Source organism: Vibrio clamense, assembly GCF_050337905.1.
In the GTDB taxonomy this organism is placed as follows: Bacteria; Pseudomonadota; Gammaproteobacteria; order Enterobacterales; family Vibrionaceae; genus Vibrio; species Vibrio cortegadensis.
In genome coordinates, this window is record NZ_JAKJTJ010000019.1 from 339,034 (window position 1) to 355,089 (window position 16,056).

Annotated in this window: 14 protein-coding genes; 6 read left to right on the top strand and 8 right to left on the bottom strand. The window is 41.9% G+C overall.

Annotation, left to right across the window (positions count from 1 at the left end; all coding sequences use genetic code 11):
• Positions 1–157 precede the first annotated feature (157 nt).
• Positions 158–2,794: a type I DNA topoisomerase gene (gene topA / locus L4C39_RS04415; RefSeq protein ID WP_429744656.1), complete on the bottom strand. Its 2,637-nt coding sequence runs from the start codon at positions 2,792–2,794 to the stop codon at positions 158–160.
• Positions 2,795–3,309: 515 nt separating this feature from the next.
• On the opposite strand from topA, the gene L4C39_RS04420 reads away from it, so the two are divergent.
• Positions 3,310–3,558, top strand: coding sequence for a YciN family protein (locus tag L4C39_RS04420; RefSeq protein ID WP_017051945.1), 249 nt, complete (start codon positions 3,310–3,312; stop codon positions 3,556–3,558).
• Positions 3,559–3,609: 51 nt separating this feature from the next.
• Here the strand turns inward: L4C39_RS04420 and aroA are convergent, their stop codons facing one another.
• On the bottom strand, positions 3,610–4,890 hold the full coding sequence (aroA, locus tag L4C39_RS04425; protein WP_429744827.1) for a 3-phosphoshikimate 1-carboxyvinyltransferase: 1,281 nt from the start codon (positions 4,888–4,890) through the stop codon (positions 3,610–3,612).
• Positions 4,891–5,041: 151 nt separating this feature from the next.
• The gene (locus tag L4C39_RS04430; RefSeq protein WP_429744658.1) at positions 5,042–5,497 is read right to left on the bottom strand and encodes an outer membrane lipoprotein; all 456 of its coding nucleotides are present in this window, start codon (positions 5,495–5,497) and stop codon (positions 5,042–5,044) included.
• Between the two features lie 31 nt (positions 5,498–5,528).
• Here L4C39_RS04430 and aat point away from each other — a divergent pair, with 31 nt between their 5' ends.
• The 3 genes from aat (at position 5,529) to infA (ending at position 7,249) form a co-directional block, all read left to right on the top strand.
• On the top strand, positions 5,529–6,251 hold the full coding sequence (aat, locus tag L4C39_RS04435; protein WP_429744660.1) for a leucyl/phenylalanyl-tRNA--protein transferase: 723 nt from the start codon (positions 5,529–5,531) through the stop codon (positions 6,249–6,251).
• Entirely contained in the window at positions 6,251–6,949 is a 699-nt protein-coding gene (locus tag L4C39_RS04440) for an arginyltransferase (RefSeq protein WP_017051941.1), read from the top strand. The genes aat and L4C39_RS04440 overlap by 1 nt, the downstream gene beginning before the upstream one ends.
• An 81-nt stretch (positions 6,950–7,030) precedes the next feature.
• Entirely contained in the window at positions 7,031–7,249 is a 219-nt protein-coding gene (gene infA / locus L4C39_RS04445) for a translation initiation factor IF-1 (protein WP_001040192.1), read from the top strand.
• A gap of 160 nt (positions 7,250–7,409) precedes the next feature.
• On the opposite strand, the gene clpA is transcribed toward infA, so the two are convergent.
• Together clpA and clpS are read right to left on the bottom strand one after the other, a co-directional pair.
• Positions 7,410–9,677 carry an ATP-dependent Clp protease ATP-binding subunit ClpA gene (gene clpA / locus L4C39_RS04450; RefSeq protein ID WP_429744663.1) on the bottom strand — a complete coding sequence of 756 codons (2,268 nt, stop codon included), beginning with the start codon at positions 9,675–9,677 and terminating at the stop codon, positions 7,410–7,412.
• Positions 9,678–9,721: 44 nt separating this feature from the next.
• Positions 9,722–10,042: an ATP-dependent Clp protease adapter ClpS gene (gene clpS / locus L4C39_RS04455; RefSeq protein ID WP_113797675.1), complete on the bottom strand. Its 321-nt coding sequence runs from the start codon at positions 10,040–10,042 to the stop codon at positions 9,722–9,724.
• 447 nt (positions 10,043–10,489) lie between these two features.
• On the opposite strand from clpS, the gene cspD reads away from it, so the two are divergent.
• On the top strand, positions 10,490–10,705 hold the full coding sequence (gene cspD / locus L4C39_RS04460; RefSeq protein ID WP_017051938.1) for a cold shock domain-containing protein CspD: 216 nt from the start codon (positions 10,490–10,492) through the stop codon (positions 10,703–10,705).
• A gap of 184 nt (positions 10,706–10,889) precedes the next feature.
• Here the strand turns inward: cspD and L4C39_RS04465 are convergent, their stop codons facing one another.
• Complete coding sequence (locus L4C39_RS04465) at positions 10,890–13,115, bottom strand: NADP-dependent isocitrate dehydrogenase (RefSeq protein ID WP_429744666.1); 2,226 nt, start codon at positions 13,113–13,115, stop codon at positions 10,890–10,892.
• 368 nt (positions 13,116–13,483) lie between these two features.
• Here L4C39_RS04465 and L4C39_RS04470 point away from each other — a divergent pair, with 368 nt between their 5' ends.
• On the top strand, positions 13,484–14,176 hold the full coding sequence (locus L4C39_RS04470; protein WP_429744668.1) for a pseudouridine synthase: 693 nt from the start codon (positions 13,484–13,486) through the stop codon (positions 14,174–14,176).
• Between the two features lie 65 nt (positions 14,177–14,241).
• Here L4C39_RS04470 and L4C39_RS04475 read toward each other — a convergent pair whose 3' ends face one another.
• On the bottom strand, positions 14,242–14,865 hold the full coding sequence (locus tag L4C39_RS04475) for a YccT family protein (protein ID WP_113797504.1): 624 nt from the start codon (positions 14,863–14,865) through the stop codon (positions 14,242–14,244).
• 66 nt (positions 14,866–14,931) lie between these two features.
• Entirely contained in the window at positions 14,932–15,882 is a 951-nt protein-coding gene (locus L4C39_RS04480) for a porin (RefSeq protein ID WP_429744670.1), read from the bottom strand.
• Positions 15,883–16,056 lie beyond the last annotated feature (174 nt).

Consider the following 16,056-nt stretch of genomic DNA (forward strand, 5'->3'; position numbering starts at 1 on the left):
ACAAAACACCACACCAATTAAATGAATCAATAAAACGAATTCAAATATCAAAGAGAGAAAAGGGTCAGTGTTGATTTATTAACAAATTTGACAAATATAGATATCGGATTGATTTATTACTTGTATAAAAAAAGCAGCTCGAAAGCTGCTTTTAAATTTATTTAGTCTCTTTTTTGGGCTTCTTACGTTTATCCGTAATTTCCCATTTTCCATCGATATAAAGTGCTGTCCATCCTGATGGCTTTCCATCAATTTCCGAACGAACGTAGTTCTCTTTCGATTTACGACTAAAACGGACCACCGTTGGTAATCCATCTGGATCAGCAACAGGAGCAGACGCCAAGTATTGGAATTTTGGTGAAATTCGATCTTTAAAGCGAACCAGCTCTTCGACTAAAGGTGCTCTTGTTTCACGCGATTTAGGAAAATTACTCGCAGCCATAAACAGACCTGAAGCACCATCGCGTAATACAAAGTAAGCATCCGAATTGCTGCAAGGAAGTTCAGGTAAATGAACTGGATCTTCTTTCGGTGGCGCGACTTCACCATTTTTCAAGATTTTACGCGTGTTTTTACACTCTTCACTCGTACAATCCATATATTTGCCGAAACGACCATTTTTAAGAACCATATCAGAACCACACTTGTCACATTCAACAAGCGGTCCGTCATAGCCTTTCACTTTGAATTCGCCATGCTCAACAATGTAGCCTTCACAGTTCGGGTTATTACCACAAACATGCATTTTTCGCGTTTCATCAATTAAGTACGCGTCCATTGCCGTTTCACAAATTGGACAACGTTTTTTAGCACGCAATGCCGCGGTTTCAACGTCTTCTTCCAGCACGTTTACTACGCCATCTTCATCGCCTAAGTTAATGGTCGTTTTGCAGCGCTCTTTCGGTGGCAGTGCATAGCCAGAACAGCCAAGGAACACACCAGTAGAAGCGGTGCGAATACCCATCGGACGTTCACATGTAGGACACTTAATATCGGTCTCTACAATGTGGTTAGGCTTCATACCACCAGCATCTTCATCGAGATCAGCGGTTTCTAAATCACCGGTAAAATCAGTAAAGAAGTTATCTAGCACACCTTTCCAGCTCGTTTCACCTTCAGCGACTTGGTCCAATTTCTGTTCCATGCGCGCGGTAAAATCATAGTTCATCAGGTCATTGAAACTGCCGTCTAATCGATCTGTAACAATTTCACCCATTTTTTCAGCATAGAAACGGCGCTGTTCAACTTTTACGTACCCACGATCTTGAATCGTCGAGATAATAGAAGCGTAAGTAGATGGACGGCCAATACCTCGTTTTTCGAGCTCTTTAACTAATGCAGCTTCAGTAAATCGAGCTGGTGGCTTAGTAAAGTGCTGTTTAGGATCCAGTTTAACAAGACTCAGCTTATCGCCAATTTGAACCGCAGGAAGGATCGTATCTTCATTTTTACCCATTGGACGCTGAACACGTGTCCAACCATCAAATTTTAGAATACGGCCTTTCGCTTTTAATGTGTACTCGTCGGCTTTCACACTCACGGTTGTTGAATCGTATTGCGCTGGTGTCATCTGACACGCAACGAATTGATTCCAAATCAGTGAATATAGTTTATGTGCATCAGCATCAACACCGTTTAGGTCATCTGTTTTCACTTCAACACTTGAAGGTCGAATCGCTTCATGCGCCTCTTGAGCCCCTTCTTTGCTGCCATAAACTAAGGGCTTCTCAGGAAGGTAATTAAGTCCATACTCACTGCCGATGAATTCACGAGCCGCTTCTACAGCCTCTGAACTCAAGTTCGTTGAGTCAGTACGCATATAGGTAATGTAACCCGCTTCATACAAGCGTTGAGCTAACATCATCGTCTTCTTCACGCCATAGCCTAAGCGTGTACTCGCCGCTTGTTGCAGCGTCGATGTAATATAAGGAGCTGAAGGTTTACTCTTTGTTGGACGGTCTTCACGTTTGCACACTTCATACTGCGATTTTTGCAGCACAGACAACGCACTATTCGCTTCAGCTTCATTGACAGGTTTAAATGCAACACCTGCTTTTTGAGCGACCATCAAGCGGAAATCAGTAGAATCCTTAGTGTGCGTATCTGCGTGGATATCCCAAAACTCTTCTGGAATAAACGCATTGATTTCACGTTCACGCTCCACCAGAAGTTTAACTGCCACAGACTGAACACGGCCCGCAGACAAACCACGCGCCACTTTTTTCCATAACAGCGGTGAAACCATGAAACCAACAACGCGGTCCATAAAACGACGCGCTTGTTGAGCATTAACGCCATCCATATTGAGTTCACCAGGCGTTTCAAATGCCTGTTGGATTGCGTTTTTGGTAATTTCGTTAAACACAACGCGTTTGTATCGCTCTTCATCGCCGCCGATGATCTCACGAAGGTGCCATGCGATAGCTTCTCCTTCGCGGTCCAAATCGGTTGCGAGATAGACGAAATCAGCGTCTTCTGCTAGTTTCTGTAATTCCGCCACGACCTTTTCTTTGCCCGGCAAAATTTGATAATTGGCTTCCCAATCTTGATAAGGGTTAATACCCATTTTCTTGATAAGTGCTTTGCGATCTTTCTCTTTCTTGATACGAGCTTTTTCTTCGACGCTCATTCCTTTGGTAGAAATAGCAGCGGCTTTTTTACCCGTACTTTGACCGGCAGTAGGAAGATCACGTACGTGACCCACACTAGACTTCACGATGAAATCTTTACCAAGATATTTATTAATGGTTTTTGCCTTGGCTGGCGATTCCACTATAACGAGCGATTTACCCATAATTGACTCTAACGTCCTTAATCACGACGCGATTGGAAAAAGAGAGCTGAATCAGATAACAACTATTGCATCTTAATTAGCATCTTTCGCGATTTCGCATGATGTTCGAAATTATTGCTTCTTTTTTTACTATTGAGCGAGATTACAAGAAGATCAACCTGTTTTTTTAAATTTGACTCTGATTGCTCGACAAATCATCGACTATGACACTTACTAATTCATTTACACTAAAAGATGAACAATAACTATTATCCTTTAAATCAATGACCCCAAGCAAACGCGGCATATAGTAAACATGTGATATTGCTAATACCTAACGGACTTAAGCGTTTTTTGCCATAAATCACAGAATAACCACGATCTTTTTGTTGTCGGCATCAGTTAAGTTAGCAAAACTATTGAAATTCACCACAAGGTACATACACTGTCGATTCAATTTGCCCTGTAAGTACAGGCGTTCGTTTCTCAACAACTCTCTGTTTACTCGGTACTGGCTATTTAATTGGACAAAAATCATGACCACTAAAAAATCTATTTCTTCATTTGACCTTCTACTCATTGCCAATCAAATCATTCAAGAACACGATGATTACATCGAAGGAATGCGAGCTGATTCAGTAGAAGAAAAAGAAGAAGTTTTAGTATTTAAAGGTGAATATTTTTTAGATGACAATGGGCTTCCAACCCAGAACACAACTGCCGTTTTTAATATGTTTAAATACCTTGCCATAAACTTATCTAAAGAGTTCACTTTAGAAAAATAAATCAACATATTGCGAATTAAGGCCCTTAACCTCAAGGGCCTAGTTGAACACTTATTGACTCAAACGTTGCAGCTGTTCGAAGTAATCTGGAAACGTTTTTGACGTACATTTCGGATCATTAATCGTCACCGGGGTATTGCTCAACGCAACGAGAGAGAAACACATTGCCATACGATGATCGTCGTAGGTATCAATTGCAGCATGTTGAATTTCCGAGCATGGCTTAACAATGATGTAATCCTCGCCCTCTTCTACCTCTGCACCTACTTTGCGTAATTCTGTCGCCATTGCCGATAGACGATCTGTCTCTTTTACTCGCCAATTATAGACATTTCTAATGGCTGTAGTGCCCTTAGCAAATAGCGCAGTTGTTGCAATGGTCATCGCCGCATCTGGAATATGATTGTAGTCAAGATCTACGCCTTTCAGTTCACCGCGACGAGCAATAACATAATCGTCGCCCCACTCAATTTCCGCGCCCATTTTTTCAAGCGCATCCGCAAATTGAATATCACCTTGAATGCTATTTTTTCCAATGCCTGTGACTTTTATTTCACCACCTTTAATCGCGGCTGCCGCAAGAAAATATGAGGCAGAAGAAGCATCACCTTCAACTAAAAAATCACCTGGAGAATGATAAGATTGACCCGCTGGAATCACAAATTCTTGGTAGTTAAGATTTTCCACCTTAACACCAAATTGCGCCATGATATGAAGAGTGATATCGATATACGGTTTGGATACTAAATCGCCAATAATCTTAATCCGCACTTCTCCATCAGCTAGAGGCGCTGACATTAGAAAAGCGGTTAAAAACTGGCTTGAAATAGATCCATCAATAGAAACAGTGCCCGACTTGAGTCCTTGCGCTGTAATCTTCAACGGTGGGTAATTTTCATTCTCTAAATATTCAATCTGAGCTCCGGCTTCACGCAAAGCATTCACTAGATGGCCAATTGGGCGCTCTTTCATCCTTGGTTCACCAGTAAGTACGTACTCACCACCGCCAAGACAAAGCGCTGCCGCAAGAGGTCGCATCGCGGTACCTGCATTGCCTAAAAATAGCTCTACCGATTGAGAGCTATCAAACGCTTTCCCTAACCCTTCAACTTCACATACGGTCTTATCATTCGATAATTGATACTTCACACCCAGCAATGTAAGAGCATTAAGCATATGTCTAATATCATCGCTATCGAGCAAGTTCGTTAAACGTGTTGTTCCTGTCGCGAGAGCGGCCAATAGCAGAGCTCGATTCGAAACACTTTTCGAGCCTGGTAAATTCACTTCACCATTCACTTTTTGTATGGGTTGTAACGTTAGGCTTTCCATTGAGATAATCTGTCCTTGAGTTGTACTCGCTGTCATATTCAGCAACCAACTATGTAAAATTGTTCGTCTAATCAGACTATCTAAAATTAATCCTGAACTCCAGAGCTAATCTAATTCAAATTAAAGGATATTTAGTCATTCAATGACAGCATCAGTAAACCACATCAACACGCACCCCATCATCAAAATAGAGAATACGAACAGAATCACCACGATTGAGCAGCATAGTGCTATCAACATCTTGGATCACATCGACAAGCTTTCCAGAATCAGTCTTAATTAAAATCTCCACCAGCTTATATTCAATTTTATATTGGCTAGTTGCTCGATTTCGTGCGACACCAGCCCCAGCTATTGCCCCAACCGCTGTCGCGACCTCTTTTCCTGATCCGCCACCGAACTGGTTGCCAATCAGCCCACCAACGACACCGCCTAACAATGTCTCCCATCCGTTAGCCTGCGACTGTACAATCTGCTGTTCAGTGATATATCGAACGGAATCAACTTTTCCATACACGACAGAGTTTACTGGACGTGCTTGATTTCGTTGGTATCCTGCATTGGCGAACATGGGTAAAACAAGTAAGATTAATAGCCAACGTTTCATTTTATTTCTCCATCTTTCACATTAAGTATTTATGACCCTATATCTCACTGAGTTAGAAAGCGACAATAATCAGTTTCCTTCCCCGTACGAAGCCCTAGAAGAACCTAACGGCTTGCTCGCATTCGGAGGTGATTTACATCCACAACGCATTCTAACTGCTTATAGTAACGGTATCTTTCCTTGGTATGGTCCCGGAGAACCTATTCTTTGGTGGAGCCCCTCACCGCGAGCCGTCTTTAACCCTAAGACCTTCAAACCATCGAAAAGTGTAAAAAAGTTTCAAAAAAAACATCGCTATAGCATCAGCATCAACCGAGCAACCTCTCAAGTGATTCAGTTGTGTGCCCAGCTGCGACCTGCAGAAGAGACATGGCTAAACGAAGAGATGAGAGCTGCCTATATAACTTTAGCAGAGCAAGGGCATTGTCACTCGGTCGAAGTATGGCAGGGTGATGAGCTCATCGGCGGATTATATGGGATATTGAGAGGGAAAATATTCTGTGGCGAGTCCATGTTCAGTATTGAGCCTAACGCCTCTAAAATCGCTCTGTGGTATTTTTGTGACCATTTTTCAACGTACTCCGGCCAATTAATCGACTGTCAGGTCATGAACCCTCACTTAGCTTCTCTAGGCGCAGTTGAGATTGAACGAGACGATTTCTTACAGAGACTGCTATCCTATAGAGACAAGCCCGTTTCAATGAATTGCTTTAAAACTCAGTGGTTAACTTGGCCTATTGAGGGAAATGAATAATGAGTTCAGATTTGCAACAAATAAAAATTGGATTGACCGATAATCACCCGTGTAGCTATTTGGCCGATAGACAAGAACGCGTAGCGGTTGCACTTGATAATGAAATGCAAACCGCGGCAAGCTATGAAATTTTACTTGCGAATGGCTTTCGTCGCAGTGGCGATACGATATACAGGCCTCATTGCGACAAGTGCCAAGCCTGCACAGCTTTACGTGTCGACATTCCTAATTTCAAACCATCGAAAAGTCAGAAAAGAGTGTTAAACAAAGCGAACCACCTTCGATGGGAGCTCAAAAGCGGCATGGATGAGCAGTGGTTTGAACTTTATAGCCGTTACATTAATGCTCGCCACAAGCATGGCACTATGTACCCACCAAAGCAGAAAGAGTTTTTCCAGTTTTCACAAGCGAAGTGGCTAAATTGTCGATTTTTACACATCTACGATCAAGAAACGCTGGTAGCGATTGCGGTCACTGATGACTTAAATAATTGCGCCAGTGCTTTCTACACCTTTTTCGATCCTGATGTCGATCTTTCCATTGGGACGTTAGCAGTGCTATACCAAATTCAATATTGCCAAAAACTTAACAAACAATGGCTATATTTAGGTTACCAAATCGACGATTGTTCAGCGATGAACTATAAAGTACGCTTTCAACCTCATCAAAGGCTAGTAAATCAGCGATGGCAAGGGTAGAATACGCGACAAGTTTACATATCTAGATTTTAGTGGCGACACTTAGCCGCTAAAGGATGCCAAGTTTCTAAAGAGGATTAAATGGCTAAAGAAGACGTAATTGAGATGCAAGGCACTGTACTTGATACTCTACCAAACACAATGTTTCGTGTTGAACTAGAAAATGGTCACGTAGTTACAGCTCATATCTCAGGTAAAATGCGTAAGAACTACATCCGTATTCTTACTGGTGACAAAGTAACTGTAGAGATGACTCCATACGACCTATCCAAAGGCCGCATCGTCTTCCGCGCTCGTTAATATCTAATTTACGACTGCAATAAAAAACAGAGCCTAATTGCTCTGTTTTTTATGTTTTACGATTAAAAAAATACCCACTATGTCTAGTGGGTATTTTATTTTTATACTATAAACGTTCAGCGTTAGTCTTTAATTTTTAAGCCGCTAAACGTCACCTTCATCAATGAATCGCTTTCTCTTTTGTTCCAATGTACTTGAACTTAAGCTCTTCATCTTCAAGTGTCACCTTCACCGTACCGCCATTAACTAATGACCCAAACAGCAACTCATTAGCAAGAGGCTTTTTCAGACGCTCTTGAATCACACGCCCCATTGGTCTTGCCCCCATCGTTTTGTCATAGCCTTTATGAGCTAACCAGTGGCGAGCATCCTCTGAAACTTCAAGCGACACGCCACGCGCATCTAACTGTACTTGAAGTTCAACGATGAATTTATCCACCACTTGATGGATCACACTCTCATCAAGACTATTGAACCAAATGATGTTATCTAAACGGTTACGGAACTCTGGCGTAAATACTTTCTTGATTTCGGCCATCGCATCAGGGCTATGATCTTGCTGAATAAGCCCCATTGATTTTTTCTCAGTTTCTGCCACACCAGCATTGGTTGTCATCACCAATATCACGTTTCGGAAATCCGCTTTTCGGCCATTGTTATCCGTTAATGTACCGTTATCCATCACTTGTAGAAGCAAATTAAAGATATCTGGGTGCGCTTTTTCAATCTCATCAAGCAAGACGACAGCATGTGGATGCTTAATCACCGCGTCCGTTAATAGCCCGCCTTGGTCATACCCAACATAACCAGGAGGTGCACCAATCAAACGACTGACTGAATGGCGTTCACCGTACTCAGACATATCAAATCGCAACAGCTCAATACCCATCAATTTAGATAATTGCACTGTCACTTCCGTTTTACCCACCCCTGTAGGGCCAGCAAACAGGAATGAACCGACAGGTTTGTTATCAGCGCCTAAGCCAGCACGAGTCAATTTAATCGCCTCGCTAAGAACGTCGATCGCAGGATCTTGTCCAAACACCAGCATTTTCATTTTGTCATCGAGCTTCTGCAAAATATCTTTATCAGAAGAAGAGACCGATTTTTCGGGGATACGAGCCATTTTTGCTACCATCGACTCGATATCGGCAACGCTTACGGTTTTCTTACGACGGCTAACGGGAGCCAAGCGACTACGAGCCCCTGCTTCATCGATCACATCAATCGCTTTATCTGGCAGATGACGTTCATTAATGTATTTGGCAGAAAGTTCTACCGCTGCTCGCAATGCCTTATTGGTATAACGAACATCGTGGTGCGCTTCATATTTAGGCTTCAACCCGATAAGAATTTTAGTCGTGTCATCGATCGAAGGTTCAACCACATCAATCTTTTGGAAACGACGTGAAAGTGCGCGTTCTTTTTCAAAAACAGTGCTGTACTCCTGGTAGGTAGTTGAACCAATACAGCGTAACTTACCACTACTCAATAGCGGTTTGATCAAGTTTGCGGCATCCACTTGCCCACCCGACGCGGCACCTGCACCAATGATTGTGTGGATTTCATCAATGAATAAGATCGCATCATCTTCTTTTTCTAGCTGCTTCAAAATACCTTTAAAGCGTTTTTCAAAGTCACCACGGTATTTAGTGCCTGCCAAAAGTGAGCCAATATCTAACGAGTAGATAATGCTGTCTTGAATGACTTCAGGAACTTGCCCTTCAACAATGCGCCACGCTAAACCTTCTGCGATAGCCGTTTTGCCGACACCAGCTTCGCCGACTAATAGAGGGTTATTTTTACGGCGACGACACAATACTTGAATGGTTCTTTCTAACTCTTTATCACGTCCGATAAGCGGGTCTATTTGGCCTTTTTTCGCCACTTCATTGAGATTGGTCGCGAAACTTTCTAAGCGTTCATCCGAATTCGCCTCTTCAGCCCCCTCACTTCCAAATGACTCAGAAGAAGAGTCTTCATGGGAATCCGCGGCTTTGCTAATACCATGAGAGATGAAATTCACAATATCTAAACGGCTAATATCATTCTTTTTAAGCAGGTATGCGGCATGGGACTCTTGTTCACTAAAAATGGCAACGAGTACATTTGCCCCTGTGACTTCACTGCGACCAGACGATTGAACATGGAAAACAGCACGCTGCAGCACTCGCTGAAAGCTAAGTGTTGGCTGCGTTTCTCGCGATTCGTCATTTTCTGGGATAAGCGGGGTGGTTTGATCGATAAAAATATCGAGCTCTTGACGAAGGGCGTCTAATTCTGCTTGGCAGGCAAGCAACGCATCCTTAGCTGCATCATTTTCTAATAACGCAAGTAGGAGGTGTTCAACAGTCATAAATTCGTGCCGTTTGTCGCGCGCGCGAGCAAATGCACCGTTGAGACTCGACTCTAATTCTTTATTCAGCATATGTACCTCCTATAGGAACAACTTTGGTTGCTCAAGCAAGCCGACTACGCTTGCTCCATTGTACATAGTAGCGGATGCTCATTTTCTTTTGAGTACATCGTTACTTGGGCTACTTTTGTTTCAGCAATCTCAGCACTGAATGTACCGCAAACTGCTTTTCCATCATAATGAACCTTAAGCATAACTTGTGTTGCTTTATCAATATCCAATGAAAAAAAACGTTCTAGGATCTCGATGACAAAATCCATCGGGGTGTAATCATCGTTGTTTAATATAACGTTATACATTGCCGGCGGTTTTATCTGTGTCCGCTCTTTCTCCAGTAGGTTTGAGTCTGGAGTTACCCATTCAAAATTTTTACTCATGGCCATCAATGTTTGTAGGACTTCTAAACTTATCATTTCACAAAATGACGTATAAATCTTTGAACTTGCACACTGCAAAACATCCTTATAAAAAACATTTCACATCTAAAGACTAATGCACCATTGGTAACGCTGCAAATAAAAGATTGCGATTGCTACTAATTCGGTATCTTGTTGATTAAAAAGACAGCAAGTAAAAATTTTCCATCTCGCCTTAACAGTATATCAGTTTGCAAAAAAGTTACAGCCAAGTTAATTGCAAGGTGATTTAATTACCAATATGTTGTTATTTATACTATCGAACTATTGACTAGATGAAATCATTGGCTACATTGGTGCGTAGTGGTCAATTTTTTACCAGTTGGTAATTCATTGAGTGTTAGGGAAAAGAAACACTCATCTACACCACAACAATATCAGTAATAAAATGCATTAAGGACGTATAGCATGGCTACAGGTACAGTAAAATGGTTTAACAACGCTAAAGGGTTTGGTTTTATTAGTCCGGAGGATGAAGAAGGGGATATTTTCGCACATTACTCCACTATTCAAATGGATGGTTACCGCACTTTAAAGGCCGGGCAACAAGTCGCGTACGAAGTTGAAAAAGGGCCAAAAGGCTCACACGCCAGCTCCGTCATGCCCATTGAAGCAACAAAATAGCCAAAAATACGTAATGTAAGCAACCCATCTCAACAATGCTTACTCGACAGCTAAATGGTTACATAAAAAAACCCGCTATTCATTAGCGGGTTTTTTACTGGACAACTCATTAGCAACGATTAACGTTCAATAGCGCTTTTCTTCAATAGCTCAAGTCTGTCAATGGCGCTTTTCTTCAATAGCGCTAGTCTTCAATAATGCTATTCAGCGTCGAGCTTGGGCGCATTAACGCTGATGTTTTCGCATCATCAATGAAGTAGTAACCACCAAGGTCACCGACAACACCTTGCGCATCATTCAATTCAGCCACAATCGCACTCTCGTTGTCTGCTAACTGCTTAGCAATAGGCGCAAACTCAGCAGCAAGATCAGCGTCGACACTCTGATCTGCTAGTGCTTGAGCCCAGTATGTCGCAAGATAATAGTGGCTACCACGGTTATCAAGCTCACCCACTTTACGAGATGGTGATTTATTATTATCTAAAAAGTCACCTGTCGCTTTATCTAAAGCATCCGCTAGAACCTGAGCTTTGGCATTACCCGAAACAACACTTAAATGCTCCAGAGAAGCCGCTAGTGCTAAGAACTCACCTAACGAATCCCAACGTAGGTGGTTCTCTTTTTCAACTTGCTGGACATGCTTAGGCGCAGAACCACCCGCCCCTGTTTCAAACAGGCCGCCGCCGTTCATTAATGGAACAATGGATAACATCTTCGCAGAAGTACCCAGTTCCAAAATTGGGAAAAGATCCGTTAGGTAGTCACGTAATACGTTACCTGTAACAGAGATCGTATCTAAACCCTCTAGGATTCTAACCAGCGAATACTCTGTTGCTTCTACAGGAGATAGAATTTTAATCTCTAAGCCTGACAAATCGTAATCAGCTAGATAAGTTTCAACTTTCTTAATCAACTCAGCATCGTGTGCGCGTTGTGAATCTAACCAGAAAATCGCAGGCACATTCGATGCTTTGGCACGAGTAACCGCAAGTTTCACCCAATCTTGAATTGGCGCATCTTTCACTTGGCACATACGGAAGATATCACCCTGTTCGACGATTTGTTCGATCAAAACAGAACCTTCAGCATCAACAACGTGAACGGTACCAGCAGCATCTAAGATGAATGTTTTATCATGCGAGCCATACTCTTCCGCTTTTTGAGCCATCAAGCCAACATTTGGAACACTACCCATTGTTGTTGGATCAAATGCCCCATTCTCTTTACAGAAATCGATAACCGATTGGTAAACACCGGCATAGCAGCGATCTGGGATCAGTGCTTTAGTATCTTTTTGTTTGCCGTCTGGGCCCCACATTTGACCAGAAGAGCGAAGCATTGCAGGCATTGAAGCATCAACGATGATATCGCTTGGTACGTGCAAGTTTGTGATGCCTCGGTCTGAGTCAACCATTGCCAGTGCAGGTTGAGTCTCGTAAACCGCGAGAATTGCCGCTTCAATCTCTTCTTTTTGAGCTTGTGGTAATGACGCGATTTTTGCGTAAACGTCCCCTAAGCCATTATTAACATCGACGCCTAACTCTTCGAATAGCTCGCCATACTTAGCAAACACATCCTTGTAGTACACTTTAACAGCATGACCAAAAATGACCGGGTCAGACACTTTCATCATGGTTGCTTTCATGTGTAGAGAAAGTAAAACATCTTGTTTTTTCGCGTCTTCAATCTCTTTTTCAAAGAATGAAACGAGAGCTGATTGATTCAAAACCGACGCATCAATAATCTCTTTATCTTGAAGTGCTAGTGCATCTTTCAGTACTTTAGTCGTGCCATCTTGGGCTACAAATTCAATGCGAGCTTGTGTTTCACCAGAGACAGTGACTGACTTTTCACTACCAAAGAAATCTTTATCATCCATGCTTGCAACATGGGATTTAGAATCAGCAGACCACGCGCCCATTGAATGAGGGTTTTTCTTCGCGTAATTCTTAACAGAAAGTGGCGCTCGGCGATCCGAGTTACCTTCACGTAATACTGGGTTTACTGCGCTGCCTTTAATTTTGTCGTAAGTCGCTTGAATCGCCTTTTCATCGTATGTATTTGGCTCTTCAGGGTAGTTAGGTAGTGCGTAACCTTTCGCTTGAAGTTCAGCAATCGCCGCTTTTAACTGTGGTACCGATGCGGATACGTTGGGAAGCTTAATGATATTCGCTTCTGGCGTTTTCGCTAATTCACCTAACTCAGCAAGGGCATCAGAGATACGTTGGTCTTCTTTTAAATGCTCTGGGAAGTTAGCAATAATACGCCCAGCCAATGAAATATCGCGGGTATCTACATTGATTCCTGATGAAGCCGTAAAAGATTGAATGATTGGCAGTAAAGAGTACGTCGCCAAAGCCGGTGCTTCATCTGTGATGGTATAGATAATGGTTGGTTTTTCTGTAGGCATGAAATTTCCCTATAGTTCTAACAAGCTCTAGTAACATTAGAGCAATGTGAATTGCGCTCCTAAGCTAGCGAAACACTAACCTACTCGCATAATTGCACTCTTTATATTTTTTAAACGAAGCATTCTCCGCCTGAGCAATGCTTGTTCAAATCCGTGAGTGCATTGGCAGTACCAGTCTTAATAACTCGATATTCAAGTCAATAAACGTATATGTAGATTGGTATACCACTTATAATTAAACAAAACATGACGAATAGTCTATTATCTTGTTCGTTGTTGTGTCATTTAGGCGCGCAAATGATATCTCAAATCCCTTCTCGGGAAAACTTTTGAATACAGTCCATTTACATTTTTGCAAGGTACTTAACATGTCTTCTCGTTCTAGAAGCGCAAATAATAATAATCGCACTTCAGATAAACCTTCTCATTTCAAACATAAAGCAGTAAATGGCGCGACATCTAAGCCATTCAAAAAGCGACCATCAAAATCTCATAGAGCAGACAAGAAACCTAGAATCGCAATTGAAGATAGAAAAGTCATCTTATTTAATAAGCCATTTGATGCCTTAAGTCAGTTTACTGATGGTGATGGACGCAAGACACTTGCGGATTTCATCCCCGTTAAAGATGTCTATGCTGCTGGTCGATTGGATCGTGACAGCGAAGGTTTACTGGTATTGACCAACGACGGTATTTATCAAGCGCAACTCACTCAGCCATCCTCTAAATCGCCAAAAACCTATTGGGTTCAGGTTGAAGGTGCGCCGCTTGAGGAAGATTTAGAAAAATTGAGAAGAGGTGTAGAGCTAAAAGATGGTATGACACTGCCAGCTCAAGTTGAAGTGATGCAAGAGCCTTCAGTGTGGGACAGAACACCGCCAGTGCGCTTTAGAGCTTCAATACCAACTACTTGGCTAGCTATTACTATCATTGAAGGCCGAAACCGACAGGTGCGTCGCATGACGGCTAATATCGGGTTCCCAACGTTGCGTTTAATACGCTATTCGATGGGTGATATGAATGTGGGTGATTTGAAACCAGGGGAATGGAAAGAGCTGTAAGATTTAACGATACCAACGGGTTGTTCAAGCCCATTTAAGATTTGATGGGCTTGAACGAATTCATTTTATTCTTGATCGATCATCCATTTACGAAATTCTTTACGTTCACTTTTAGATGCTCTCGTATACCAAATTTGCAACTGTATTACTGTATCTGTTGTTTCAACAACATTACCATCACTTAGTGCGACAACACTTTCAGCTTCTACACTAGTTAAATTTCCAGCAATGTATAGGTTGCCTCTTTCTCGGTTATATTTCTGAACTTGTTCAATCATATCGCCATATGGCATGAAACCACTGTCCGGCACAAATTTTTCAGCTTCTAGTGCTAATTTATCATTATTTACTATGATAGAAAAATTAGGGCTATTTTGTGAAAAGACTTTCTTAGCATCACGATAACGTCTTACTGGCGGAATTTTCAATTCATGTTCATCGTCAGTAGCTATATTGAATTCAATTACAAATGGATCCGATGAGTAAAATCTTGTTTTAGAGCCATCTTTTAATATTTCCGCAAAACTGACAACCAGTTGATGCTTTCCTACACCGAGTGGCACAACTTCATCATCAACGGGCTCTGCATTATCCACAGCATGTAATTTAAGATTATACGGAATTGATAAATTAGCAGCGCTAACAGAGAACGAGATCAATGCAGCGATTACAGTGAACATTATTTTCATAAAAAATCTCTCAAATAAAAAAGGCCACCATATTATGGTGGCCTGCTTTTACATTTTAAAGGTCAATTAGAATTTAACTTCTAGACCAGCTACATATGCGAAGTCGTAGTCTACAGAGCTATCATCGCTATCTGCATAACCTACTTCAGCGTATGCTTTAACATTGCTGTGAAGCTTGTGAGTAATGTTTGCATATACATTATTCACATCTGCTGCATCTGCACTTGCTTGGTTGTAACCTAGAGCAAATGTATTTTTGCCCATAGTGTATGTACCAGCCAGTGAGATTACATCAACATCGCTGTTAGCAATTTTGTCGTCTTCAACAGAACCAAAAGAACCTGCGATAGTGAAGTCACTGAAGCTGTAGATAGCTTCAAGGTTGTAAGAGCTGATTTCTTTAGCAACGATAGTGTTAGCTGCACCGTAAGCTTCTTCAGTGTAGTAGAAAGCACGTAGTTCTAGAGCATCAACAGGAGTAAAAGATGCACCGAAATCTGTAATAGTTTTATCACCAGCTTTGCCGTTATCTAGGTCATGAGCAAATGCAACCCAGAATTTATCGCCTGTGTACCATAGTTTCATAACTTCAGAACCGTGAGCGTCACCAAGACCGATAGACTCTGTACCTAGTTCGTAATCTTCACCGATACCAGCTTCATCACCGATTGTGTATTGACGACCAACAGTAGCTTTAAGGCCGTTAGTTTCGATACCAGCGTAAAGCTCAGCATTCTCAGTTGTAGAACCTTTACCTGAATCACCTTTGTTTTCAAATTCGAAATCAAAGTAACCAACAGCATTAAGCTCATCGTTAATCGCTACAGTTGTGCCGAAGTTTAGCTCACCATCGTCTAGACGGATAGTTGCATCAGAGTCTTTTTCAAAACCTTTGAAGTATTGTACTTCAGCAGCACCACCAACAGAAACAGCTACGCCATCTTTGTTGTAAATTTCTGCCGCGTTTACTGAACCAGCCGCTGCTACTACAGCTAATGCTAATAGAGTCTTTTTCATAATAATCCACTGCCTTTTCTATAATTTGGGAAATCCTTGCCCGGTTCCCTTAGTTTGATAGCCCTGACGTTTTCTATGTTGAAAACTTATCAGCACCTCTAAATTTCGAGGTCTAGATTGCAAAAGATTATTCTGCGTGTCAAATAACATAAAAAAACATTAACACCTCAAACA